The sequence below is a fragment of the Candidatus Similichlamydia epinepheli genome (assembly GCF_003056015.1).
This window is the reverse complement of the sequence record NZ_PPEU01000024.1, coordinates 1-11,717: the sequence shown is the minus strand read 5'-3', so window position 1 is coordinate 11,717 and position 11,717 is coordinate 1. Positions and strand designations below refer to the sequence as shown.

Genomic DNA, 11,717 nt, shown 5'->3' with positions numbered 1-11,717 from the left:
TCTCTCCCATGTTGGACTGTTTTCGAACAGCAATCTGAATCTTATCGCATGAGGATACTTCAAACGTCTGCTAAGTTAATTGTTTCATTTGAAGCCTGCTCTTTCTCGTGGGGAGATTCAGTGTATTGGCGCAACGACAACTGATGAATATCGAAAGCACATTGAAAAGGACGCAGCTCTTGAGAGGCGATTTCAAAAGATGATGATTCTACCTCCTGGTTTGGAGGAGACTGTTGAGATTATTTTTGGATTGAAGAGCAAATACGAGCAATATCATAGGTGTGAATACACTATGGAGGCTGTTCGAGCTGCTGTAGATCTTTCAGAGCGCTACGTTCCAGGCAAATATCTCCCAGATAAAGCGATTGACCTACTAGATGAAGCTGGGGCAATGAAGCGCATCGTTGCATCAAATGAACATTCTCCTCTGTCTGGATACGAATATGAGAAAGAATTTAAAGTCATGCAAAGACAAAAAGAGTTGGCTATACAGAATCAAGAGTACGAGAAGGCCGCTTCGTTAAGGGATGCTGAAAAGCAGCTTAAGGAGCAAATGAGCAAAGCTCAGGAAGGTTGGGTCCCTGATGAAGAGTCGAAGGTTTGTGTAGATGCTGACTCTATTGCTTGTGCTGTTTCTAAATCAACTGGTGTTCCTCTTTATAGGCTTCGTGAAGAAGCATGGATGACTGTTTCCAGAATGAGGGAATCCATTACAAATGAGCTTATTGGTCAAGACGAAGTAGTTGATGCAGTTTGTCGTGCAGTAAAGAGAAGTTATGCTGATATCAAAGACCCCAAAAGACCTATTGGTTCATTTTTATTTTTAGGCCCGACAGGACTTGGGAAGACCCTTCTAGCGAAAAAAGTGGCGTCGAACTTTTTTGGCGGAGATGACTCTCTCATACAAGTTGACATGTCAGAGTACATGGAAAAGTTTGCTGTAAGTCGAATGACTGGTTCGCCTCCTGGATATGTTGGACACGAAGAAGGTGGACAGCTAACAGAACGTGTTCGACAAAGGCCGTATTCGGTGGTACTGTTCGATGAAATTGAGAAAGCTCACGGAGATGTGATGGATCTTCTTCTTCAAATCTTGGAAGAAGGTAGGTTAACAGACTCGTTTGGAAGACAAGTAGATTTCCGCAATACAATCATCATTATGACCTCGAATGTAGGAGCTGATTTGATTAAGAAATCTGCATCAGTCGGATTTTCAACAAGTGATCATCACCTAGATTATGATGTGATGAAATTGCAAATTCAAAAATCTCTTCAAAAAATCTTTAAAGTTGAATTTCTTAACCGCATCGATGAAACTCTGATATTCCGTCTGTTTTCTCATGAAACACTCTTAAAGATTGTTGATCTTGAAATGGGAAAACTCTGTCAAAGAGTGCTTTCACGCGGCGTTAGGTTAACATTTACACCTATGGTTCGTGAGTTCTTGGCAAAAAGAGGGTTTGAACCTGAATTAGGTGCTAGACCTTTGAGAAGAACAATTCAAGTACATGTTCAAGATCCTCTCTCTGAGTGGATTCTGTCTCGGTTGACTGAGTCTAAGGGGGTCATTCGTGACATTGAGGCATTTGTTTCGGACGAAAATAAGGTATGTTTACGTGAGATAGAAAAGGAAACATCTACTGCAGAAGACAAAATAGAAGACAAGATAAAGGTGGAAGAGATAAGCGTTTTCCCATCATCAGAAGTTGAATCTCAGTCACATTTAGAAAAAGGAAAAATTCTAGGAGTTTAGACACCTGTGCTACCGAAGCCTTGAGCCCCTCGACCAGTAACGGTCAGAGTTTCGTTTGCAACACATTCGAATGGTATTGTTTCAATACATACAATTTGCGCAATTCTCATTTCGTTCCTTATCAGGAACGGCTTGTCGCTCGAGTTATAAAGTGGAACAACAATCACATGTTCACCTTCTGTGATTACTATTGGAGCTCCTAGTACAACAATGCCAGATTTGAGAGATAACCCACTTCGAGATCGCATTTGCAAATGGATACCTTTCGGGACCTTTATCTGCAAACCTGTTTCTACTAGTTTGCTTTCTTTGGGGTGGATAATCAATTCCTGTTCTAAAAAGGCCGCCAGGTCAAATCCTGCAGAACCACTTGTTTGGTATGAAGGTATCTTTGCTCCTTGCTCCGCTTGTATTGAAAGGTGTCTTGTTTCGGTTTCTAATTTCATCTGAATTACCCTTTCTAATATTCCTAAAGCAAATACATCACCTGCGGAAAGGCTTAACGTAGCATTTGAAACGTTATTAACAATTCCGCACACTTCTCCACGAAAATCTGAATCAACAGTTCCAGGTGCATTTATAACTATAAGCCCTTCTTCCATAACCATTTTTGGATGAGACAAAATAGAAATGCTGAACTCATTTGTTAAATCAAAAAAAAATCCAGTAGGAATTAGAGAAATTTCCCCAGGTCGTATTATGCAATTGTATTTCGATTTCAAATTCCAAATGTTTTCTTTTATGAGAGGCGAACACAGCCCTTCATTTACATAACCAATTTTCATTCGGACTCACGTCCCTCAAGAAATCGCTTTTCTATTTCTTTCCAGTTAATAACGTTCCAAATTGCTTCGAAGTATTTCATTTTTGCATTCTTATATTGCAAGTAGTAGGCATGCTCCCAAAGGTCAATTCCAAGTAGAGGAGTTGCTCTATTGTAGAGTGGGATTTGATTGATGGTTGTAGTGATGAATAGTTTTTTTTCTTGATTCAACCCTAACCACACCCATCCAGATCCTTGTAGAGAAATCGCTTCATCACCCATTAGACCAACCAGTCTATCTAAGGACCCGAAAGAATCAGAAATGGCCTCTTGTAACGGTCCTATTTTTAATTCGCCTCCACCCTTGTGCACTGGGAGAAGGGATTCCCAAAACAGAGAATGATTGAAGTGCCCTCCCCCATGAAAAGAAAGAGCAGAACTGCTCTCCATCCAAAGCGTAAGGTTATCAGGAGTCTCCTTTAAAAATTTGATGTTTTTCAGGAAATTGTCCAGATAACCTGCATGATGCTTTTGATGATGCAGTTCCATAATTTCAGACGAAATCCAAGGCTCCAATTCATCATACTCATAACCTAGCTTTGGAAGAGTGAATGAAAGTTTCATGTTTGTTCTCCTAGGTTGAATAGGATGAGTTGAGTTTTGCCCATTTCCAGGCAGAGCCAATATCTTTCATGATGAGGATTTCTATTGCAATTCCGTCTTTTTGTTTAATAGGTTGCAGGTTTTGTTCAGGGATTAGAAATCTCCTGAACCCCATCAAAATGCCTTCTTTTACTCTTTGTGTAAGGTGAGGAACTGCTCTAATCTCCCCTCCGAGTCCTACTTCTCCAAGTATCAATGTTTTTTCTGGGAGAGATTTATTCTCCAAAGAAGAAAATAGACTCATTAATAAGCTTAGATCACATGATGGATCATTCAGTTTTATGCCTCCTGTGACAGAAAAGAAAACATCAAATTCATGTATACGAAGGTTTAGTCTCCTTTCTGCAACTGCCAGAAGAACTGCGATTCTATTTGGGTCTAATCCGGAAGATCTTCTAATTGGATTGGCATAATAACTTTTACAAAGCAAGGCTTGAACTTCTACAAGAAATGGTCTTGCTCCATCAAGAAAACATGTGACAGAACTTCCTGGAATTCCTTTTTGGTCTCCTATAAAAAGAAGAGAAGGCTGGTTCATTTCTACTAGACCAGATTTTTCCATCATGAAAACTCCTACTTCGTCTGTAGATCCAAAACGATTTTTTGTAGTTCTTAGAAAACGGAACCGAAGATCTTTATCACCTTCAAAAGAGAGTACAGCATCAACCATGTGTTCGATAAGACGTGGGCCTGCCAGTCCACCTTCTTTTGTTACATGTCCGATCAGGAAGACGATTATAGAGGAGCCCTTAGCTAAAGTTAGCAATTGGGCGCAAACCTCTCTTAGTTGCTGAGGTGACCCCGGAGTAGAGGGGAGTTTTTCTTCATATGTTGTTTGAATAGAGTCAATTATCAAAAAACATGGATGAATTGTTTGAACTGTTTCCAAAATTGAGGAGATATGACAATGACTCAAGCAGAAAACGTCTTTTGATTTTACTCCTATCCGATTTGCTCGAATTGAAAGTTGTTGGATCGACTCTTCACCTGAAACGTACAAGACAGGTCTACCAGTTTTTTTTGCTACCCCAGAACAAATTTGAAGTAGAAGTGTTGACTTACCAATTCCTGGATCCCCACCTAGTAAGATCAGGCTTCCAGGAACAAGACCTCCACCTAGTACACGGTCTACTTCCTGAATTTCTGTTGAAAGTCGTTTTGGCTCTTCTGCCTGAGCATCCGACAATCTAACAAGTTGGATTGGTAATTTTTGTGTTATAGGTGTCTTTAATGAAGTCTCTTTTAATGTATTCCATGCCTTACAGGAAGGACAGGCCCCGTTCCAGCGAATAGCACTATATTTGCACCGTTCACATATCCAATTTGTCTTCTGTTTGCTCACTCTTTTGTATATCTCCTGTCAGCATGGAAAATGCTTCTTGTGCGGCCATCTGTTGAGCTTCTTTTTTTGAATGTCCATTTCCTTGACCAATTAGACGTCCATCTAACATGGCACCGCATGTATAATGTCTGTCATGATCAGGACCGGAAGATGCTAATGTTTCGTAAAGCGGTCTACCTTTTTTTGTTTTTTGACATAGTTCTTGAAGTTGAGCCTTCCAATTTTCACACGGATTTCGAATGGCATATTCAGCAGCTGGGCAAATAAATTTGAGAAGAAATTCACGAGCTTTCTCAAGGCCTCCATCTAAATAAATTGCTCCCGTGAGCGACTCAAATAAGTCTGCTTCGATCCTAATACGAGATCGTTTATTTGAGGCTCGTTCCCCTTTGCCCAAAAGGAGATGGTCGGCAAGGTTGAGTTGTTTTGAATAGTGATGACAGGATTTGTCGTTGACTATGTTCGAACGTATTTTAGTTAAATTTCCCTCCGCAAGATCTGGATAATGAATAAAAAGGTAATTGGCTGCTACTAGGTTTAGGACTGCATCTCCGAGAAATTCTAGTCGTTCATTAGTGGGACAATCTGTTTCTGCCTCATTCGCATAAGAACAATGGGTGAATGCGCTCTTCAATAGATTTGAATTTCTAAATGAGTATCCGATCTGTTGCTCAATTTGTTTCGCATGCTCTTCCCAGAAGGCAGTTGTATCTGACATTTTTTACCTTTTAGTTTTTATATTCACTTAGCTTGTTTCCTCATAGTCTATTCTGGCATTATGCCCTTTTCGTTATGGCAAGGTGAACAAAACAATGCGTTTCGTTTTAACCCCGGAACAGCTCGGATTCTTTTTTAGAAACGGCTATCTGGATGTAGAGATTCCAATCAAAGAAATAGATTGTAGCAATCTTTCGTCGTCTCTTAGGAATATGGTCCAGCTTCGTCTACCAAATGCGACTAACGACATTTCATCTTTGCAGTGTCTGTTTGGCGGAAGAGATATGTGGAGAGATTCAGTTATCTTGCAGAAAATAATTCAAAAAGGTCCCATTTCCAGACTTGCATCAAATTTGTGGTGGAGTGAGGGCGGCATTCGACTACTTTACGATCAGCTCATTGTATTTTGCCCTGCTCCTCAAGCAATGTCTTACAATCCTTTTTTTCAATCTTTACAGGAAGGTTCGTTTACTCTATCAAGCTATAGTTCTTTTTCAGGAGTTTTGGGAGGTATTGCTCTCTGTTTGGAGTCGAATTGCGCTGGTGAGCTAAAAGGAAATACCTTAACCCCTTTCTCTTGTTTGCTGTCTCATCAAATTGCTGGGGCTACTTGTATCTCTAACTCTTGTCGTGTTCGGTTTCCCAATATCATTCAAGATCAGTCTGTTATTTGGTATTTAGTTGTCTTCGGCAGGGAGAAAAGTAGGTATATTTTAAATGAGAGAGACCCTCATGCAAATCGTCCTAAAAGGCTCGGTTATTTCGTCGATGACTTCCTTACCTCTGATAGGAATCCTTTTGTTCATTTGCCTTCTCCATTTTAAATCGCTACTCATTGAGGTAAAGCTATTCCCTTTGTTACGATCGGCTCGTTTGTTTTTTAGGTTGTGTTATGCAGATGTTTTCATTCGGTAGAAGCCTGGAAAAAACTGTCCTGGGATTCGTTCTTGTCGTGTTGACTTTGGGGTTTGCCCTTTCTGGAACTTCTTTGGGTGGCTTTTCCCCATTAACTGGAGAGTCTCAAGTTAAGATTGGGTCTAGGAAGTATGCCCCTGAATTTTTTCTGGCGTTTAAAAGAATGATCTCTCTTGAAGGGACTTTGGGATGCGCCTTGAATGATCGTGTGATTTCCAAAGATTTTTTTATCCCTGGCATAGCTGATTCTCTTTTTAAGATGGATAAAAAGACAATTTACGAAGAAATGACTGGTAATCTTGAAAAAGAGAAAAGATGGCGTCCGTACAAAAATCCTGTTTTTAACGATATTTCTTTGGAGGGAATCTGGAAGTCCTCATCTCCTAACTTAAGTGATAGTTTGGATAGATTCAGGGTTGTATCCTCTTCGATAGAAGATTTGTCTACACCTAGTGAAGAGTTTTTTAGATGCAAGTCAAATCTTTATATTGCGCAGTCGATGTTCACAGATGAGGATTTTCGTTCTCTTTTGCGATCGCAAATCAAGTATGAAACTGATGCAGAAGCGCTGATGACACATTTAAATGAACACAACTTGCATTTTTTCGGATACATCACAACTGAGGAATGGTTTGGGAAGAAGTTTGTTGATCTGGTAGCAAGATGTCTGCTGAGAGGCGCAGAAGCTGCGAGAAATCAAGGTCTTGAAGTTTCACTCGAAGAGTCAAAGGCTGATCTTTGGGCCAGGGCAAGCCAAATGGCCGATCGATTCACTGATGAAGAAAGAAAAGTAGAAGCAAAGGGAATTTTTCAATCTTTTTCCACTTTTTCAGGTCTATCTCATGCAAAGTTGATCGAACTTTGGAGGGAGGTTTTACTTTTTAGAAAATTAACCACTCAATACACGAGTTCTCTTGTTTTAGATAATACAATTTTTCAACAAATTGGAAAATTTGCAACAGAAGGGAATAGGGTTGTTCGTTACGCAATTGAGCCAGGAATCTTTCTAAGAGCAACGGATCAGCAATTCTTATTTAATCTTTATTGCAGTAAAATCGACCCTGATTGGTTTCACCACGATTCTCTTCCAAAACAGTTTCTATCCGTCGAAGATGTGAAGAAGTCGTATCCTGAATTGATTGGATTTCGCTGCAAGGGGAAGCACAGGATTCTTCGTCAAGACGCACTGACACAGGTTTCGCCCTTAAAAGAACTTTGGACTTGGCAAGTTTCAGATGATCATTGGGATTTTGTTCTTGAGAAAGAACCAAAATTACACAAGGTGTACGGAAGTCGTTTGGACAGATTGTTTGCTCTTGATGAGAGAGATAAAATTCAATTAGACCTATTGTGTTTAGCAGAAATGGTCAGAGAAGATCCCGATATGGTGAGGCAATTTTTAAAAGATTGCGATGATGATCAATCTAGAGATTTACAGCTAGGTCTGTTTCATCCTGAATCACCTTTCAGCTTTTTAGAGATTGAATCCAGAAAGGAGTTTTTTGCTCTAATTGATAGAGCTCTCCAGGGGGATGAAGAGGCTCGTGAAAGGTTGCAGTTTTTCACTCCTGATGGAGTAAATTTTATTCGTTTTGATCCGGAAGAGCGTGGTTCGGACTATATTTTGACATTTACGCAAGCTCGCATGGGGGGAGGCCTAGAGGAGATCAAAGATCACGAGTTAACTGCATACATGAAAAAACATCGTATCAAATCTATTGAAAAGGCAGAGCTTAGTTATTGGAAGAATGTTTTTAAGGACGTTCCTTCCGAGGATGTTTACGAAAAGCATCGTCGTCATTTCAATTATCTAAGAGAAGTAAGAGCTCTACTACAGATTGGTGATCGGCATCTAGTATTCGATAATAAAAATGAAGTTTCGGTATCTCCTTTTGACAAGCAGTGGCTTTTGATCACCTTAGAAAAGGACATTTTGAAATCTCAGGAAAAAGTCTACTATGAACTTCCTACGTTTTTTGAGGAGGGCAGTAAGTGGAGTGAGCCAGTTGCTTCAATTGCAGGTTGGTTACTTTTTGATGAGTTAATTGAAGTATTACCAGGAGGCTTGTCAGAAGCAGAGTCTATGCAAAATGCTGCACTTGAACTTCGTTCCATATTGATTTCTCGTGTTTCTTCTTCCCTGCTGAGTGATTGGTTACATCAGGAGTTAGCAGAAAGAGGGCCTCTTATTGAGGAAGATCTAAATGAAGAGACAGCTTGATAGATTGTGTGATGTCTAAAGATATTTCTTGCTTGCATTGTTTGTTTTCTCTTTTCACAAAAGTGTTTCGCTGCAGAAACCTCTCAGAAAGTTTACAAGATACTACGTTCCTTTCTTCTCATTATGCTTTGCCTAAGATGCATATGTTTCTTGGTGAGGGGGATGAAGAATTTCGTCTTGGTTGGCATGAGGAAGGGATTGCTTTTGAGTTAACTAGCAAAACTCCTTTCACTTCTTTTGGTGGACTTTCCCTATTTTTCGATTTCCAGGATGATAAAGGCTCACACGATTTGTCATTCCCTTGTTTTATATTTTCCTTTGAACCCAGGGACTATAAACTTCGCGCTCTCTCTGCAAGGCAGGTTTACCCGGTGGGTCCTTCTTTGGAGATGTCTTCATTTGGTGCTATACGATATCCTTTTCCTGAGAACGACTCTGGGTTGCATTCGGTTAGAGGTTGGTTGAATTCAGAGAGCTTCCCTTGTTATGATCCCCATTTGAGTTCAGTTTTTGGGTTTTCTTTTTCTTATTCTTGGGGAATTTCAGGGGGTTTTTATTCTTTTTCTGATGGAGTTGAAGAGGGGGCGTGGGACCCATCTCTTTGGCATTCCTTGCAAGTAAGTTACCTTTTATGAGAATCCAACAAGAAGGGTAGTGCTCTTCATTATTAGTGTAAATTTTGTGCGGGTATGGCGGAATTGGCAGACGCGCTAGATTCAGGTTTTAGTCAGTTTTAACTGGTAAGTGTTCGAGTCACTTTACCCGCAATGTAATTTCGTGAGGTGTAATGTGTCCGGATATAAAGAGGTAACTGATGATAACTTTGAGCTTTCACTAAAGAAAGCTGATTTCGTTGTCGCGTATTTTTTTGCAACTTGGTGCGGTCCTTGTAAAGCTTTTGCTCCAACTTTTGGGGAAGTTGCCAATGAATTAGGCAGTGATTCTCTCTTGTTTCTCAAGGTAGATACGGATAGTTCTCCGAAAGCGTCAGAAAAATGCAAAATCACATCCGTACCTACTATTATTTTCTTTTCTCAAGGAGATCAAGTTCGTTCAGTTTCTGGAGTGCAGAGGAAAGAAGATTTAATTCAAACAATTCAACAGTTGCAAAATTAATTAATTGGTAAAAAATCTCTCTGTCTTAAAACCTCGTAAATAGCTATGGAAACAGAATTTGATAGGTTTAAGGATCCCCCTTTTGTCAGAATGGGGATCTTGACTGTTCTTTGGGGGAATTTTTCTAGCCAGAGGTCAGGTAAGCCAGAGCTCTCGCTTCCAAAAAGCAAAACGGGAAATTGTTCATATATTACTTGATCGTATCGCAATTCACCTCGTGTGGAAAACATCCAACACGAAGATCCAAATTGCTTTAGCCATTCATTTTCTCCTTTTTCCCAAACTTCGATGTCTTCTGTTCTCACGTATCGAACGGAAGAACGTCGAACAGTTTGGGAATTTAGGAAGAAACCAATCGGAGGGATCAAAATAAGTGATGATCCCGTCAATGAGCATGTGCGTGCTATGTTACCTGTATTTTGAGGTATTTCTGGCCGATAAAGAACTACTTTCACTATTGTCGCAAAATTGATAGAAGTTTTTCCGTGTCATCAAGACAAATTATTTGGGTAGTTCTCTCTTTTGCATTCTTTAACTGAATCATATTCCTCTTTTTCTCTTGCTCGCCATAAATCAAAATCCACTTAACTCCTATTTGATCGCATTCCTTGAGCGCATTACCTAAATTTTTTTCACCAAATCTAGTTTTGACACGAATTCTATTCTCACGCAGTGTGTTAGATAAACGAAAACATTCAGGACTGGATGATTCCAAAAGGGAAATGAACAATAAATCAAAAGCAGCATCAGCAACTCTAAATCCATTTGCAATGGCTGCTTGAATAACTCTTTCAAATCCAAAAGCAAAGCCAACTCCAGGAAGATCGGTATACCCCATTGATTGAATAAGTTGGTTATAGCGTCCTCCACCACCAAGAGCAGATGGTGATTCTTGATCTGTCCATATGTACTCAAAAATTATATTGTTGTAGTAATCAAGGCCTCGAACAAGTTTAGGTTCTATTGTGAATGGAACTTCAAGTTCTTTTAAAATTCCTTGAATTTTTTCAAAACGCTTTAGGCTTTCTTCTTGAAGAACATCCGTAATAAGAGGTGCTGCATCAATGATCTTGCGATCCATTTCGTCTTTGGAGTCAAGAATACGTAGAACATTTGTGGAAAGTCTTCTCTGACTGTCTTCAGATAGCTGATTCGCGAGAGGATTCAAATAGTCCAAAAGTGCTTTGCGATATTCAAAGATTTCCGATCTAGTTCCCAATGAATTAAGCAAAATTAAATAGGGGATTTTCAATTCTTTCAAAAAGGCAGCACCCAAGAGAATTACTTCGCAGTCAATCTGAAACTGATCAGGACCTATAGTTTCCACTCCGAACTGTGTAAATTGACGATAACGTCCTGACTGTGGCCTTTCGTGGCGAAACATTTGACCAAGGTAGTAAATATCACGTCTTTTACGAAATTTTGGCCCATGGTGAAAACAGCCTTCTTCCCCAAGTGCACGTATTATTGAAGGTGTCCCCTCTGGACGTAAAACAATAGAACGTCCTCCCTTGTCCAGAAAGGAATACATTTGTTTCATGCACACATCTGAAGAGGTCCCTGAAGTCTTTTCAAAAAGTTCAGTGGATTCAAGCATAGGAGTGCGAATTTCTTCGTATCCCCAACGTGCAGCCAAAGAATGGATCATGACCTCCAATTCTTTCCATAGAGAAGAGGAAAGCCATTGATCAGTGACGATTGAATCTGGAAATAGATCAAATGTACCTTTTACTCGCTGAATGGCCATAAATTATGGTTACCGGATTGATCACATGACAATAGTTTGGAGGTGGAGAGAATCGAACTCTCGTCCTAAAATAGGTTCTGGGAAATGACTACATGCTTAGTCTATCTTGAAGTCGCAGTGAAGTGTGAGATAGACCAACACTTATTCACCGAAAACGCGTTCTAAAATCTCGAAGAAGCTCCTTGAATCGCGTTGTGAAAGGAACCCTTCATACCAAGTAAACGACGGAAGCGAATTTCTCCCTTGGTCCAGAGGAGACTTCCGGGTTCTCAGAAGGGATTAGCTTCCGAAAACATCTTCTCTTCAAGCCGCTTTAAGCTGCCATGAGGAAAGATTCATCTTCGCTAGAAGAGGAATCTTCTTCACGACGACGTCGAGAAGAGCTGCGCAACGATAATGTGTCGGCATTTATTCTTTTTACCAGATGATTAAAGAGGCCAACTGGCGTCCTCTGCATGCCAATTCACGTCTCCTATTCCA

Annotated in this window: 11 protein-coding genes, 1 tRNA gene and 1 other RNA gene; 6 read left to right on the top strand and 7 right to left on the bottom strand. The window is 40.1% G+C overall.

Translation table 11 applies throughout. From position 1 onward, the window contains the following. The first annotated feature begins 79 nt into the window (after positions 1 to 79). Positions 80 to 1,753, top strand: coding sequence for an AAA family ATPase (locus GCCT14_RS02320; protein WP_108624071.1), 1,674 nt, complete (start codon positions 80 to 82; stop codon positions 1,751 to 1,753). On the opposite strand, the gene dut is transcribed toward GCCT14_RS02320, so the two are convergent. Genes dut through rnc form a run of 4 tightly spaced genes read right to left on the bottom strand, consistent with a single transcriptional unit; the run spans position 1,750 to position 5,239 of the window. Then, on the bottom strand, positions 1,750 to 2,538 hold the full coding sequence (gene dut, locus GCCT14_RS02315; protein ID WP_108624070.1) for a dUTP diphosphatase: 789 nt from the start codon (positions 2,536 to 2,538) through the stop codon (positions 1,750 to 1,752). The genes GCCT14_RS02320 and dut overlap by 4 nt on opposite strands. Then, positions 2,535 to 3,140, bottom strand: coding sequence for a superoxide dismutase (locus tag GCCT14_RS02310; RefSeq protein WP_108624069.1), 606 nt, complete (start codon positions 3,138 to 3,140; stop codon positions 2,535 to 2,537). Before GCCT14_RS02310 ends, dut begins: the two co-directional genes overlap by 4 nt. 10 nt (positions 3,141 to 3,150) lie before the next feature. Continuing rightward, entirely contained in the window at positions 3,151 to 4,521 is a 1,371-nt protein-coding gene (gene radA, locus GCCT14_RS02305) for a DNA repair protein RadA (protein ID WP_157952501.1), read from the bottom strand. After that, complete coding sequence (rnc, locus tag GCCT14_RS02300; protein WP_108624067.1) at positions 4,490 to 5,239, bottom strand: ribonuclease III; 750 nt, start codon at positions 5,237 to 5,239, stop codon at positions 4,490 to 4,492. The genes radA and rnc overlap by 32 nt, the downstream gene beginning before the upstream one ends. Positions 5,240 to 5,333: 94 nt before the next feature. Between rnc and GCCT14_RS02295 the strand changes: the two genes are divergently transcribed. From GCCT14_RS02295 to GCCT14_RS02275, 5 genes are all read left to right on the top strand, one after another. Further along, positions 5,334 to 6,062 carry a hypothetical protein gene (locus GCCT14_RS02295; protein WP_108624066.1) on the top strand — a complete coding sequence of 243 codons (729 nt, stop codon included), beginning with the start codon at positions 5,334 to 5,336 and terminating at the stop codon, positions 6,060 to 6,062. A 68-nt stretch (positions 6,063 to 6,130) separates the two neighbouring features. After that, complete coding sequence (locus tag GCCT14_RS02290) at positions 6,131 to 8,374, top strand: hypothetical protein (protein ID WP_157952500.1); 2,244 nt, start codon at positions 6,131 to 6,133, stop codon at positions 8,372 to 8,374. An 11-nt stretch (positions 8,375 to 8,385) separates the two neighbouring features. Continuing rightward, entirely contained in the window at positions 8,386 to 9,009 is a 624-nt protein-coding gene (locus tag GCCT14_RS02285; protein WP_157952499.1) for a hypothetical protein, read from the top strand. A 48-nt stretch (positions 9,010 to 9,057) separates the two neighbouring features. Further along, positions 9,058 to 9,141 (top strand) — tRNA-Leu (locus GCCT14_RS02280). Between the two features lie 22 nt (positions 9,142 to 9,163). Continuing rightward, positions 9,164 to 9,490: a thioredoxin family protein gene (locus tag GCCT14_RS02275; protein ID WP_157952498.1), complete on the top strand. Its 327-nt coding sequence runs from the start codon at positions 9,164 to 9,166 to the stop codon at positions 9,488 to 9,490. Here the strand turns inward: GCCT14_RS02275 and GCCT14_RS02270 are convergent. The 3 genes from GCCT14_RS02270 to ssrA all read right to left on the bottom strand — a co-directional run. Then, positions 9,487 to 9,945, bottom strand: coding sequence for a TrmH family RNA methyltransferase (locus GCCT14_RS02270; protein WP_157952497.1), 459 nt, complete (start codon positions 9,943 to 9,945; stop codon positions 9,487 to 9,489). The two genes, GCCT14_RS02275 and GCCT14_RS02270, sit on opposite strands and share 4 nt — an antisense overlap. Beyond that, positions 9,945 to 11,237: a histidine--tRNA ligase gene (gene hisS / locus GCCT14_RS02265; protein WP_108624061.1), complete on the bottom strand. Its 1,293-nt coding sequence runs from the start codon at positions 11,235 to 11,237 to the stop codon at positions 9,945 to 9,947. Before hisS ends, GCCT14_RS02270 begins: the two co-directional genes overlap by 1 nt. A gap of 36 nt (positions 11,238 to 11,273) precedes the next feature. Continuing rightward, positions 11,274 to 11,717, bottom strand: a transfer-messenger RNA (tmRNA) gene (gene ssrA, locus GCCT14_RS02260); the annotation flags it as partial.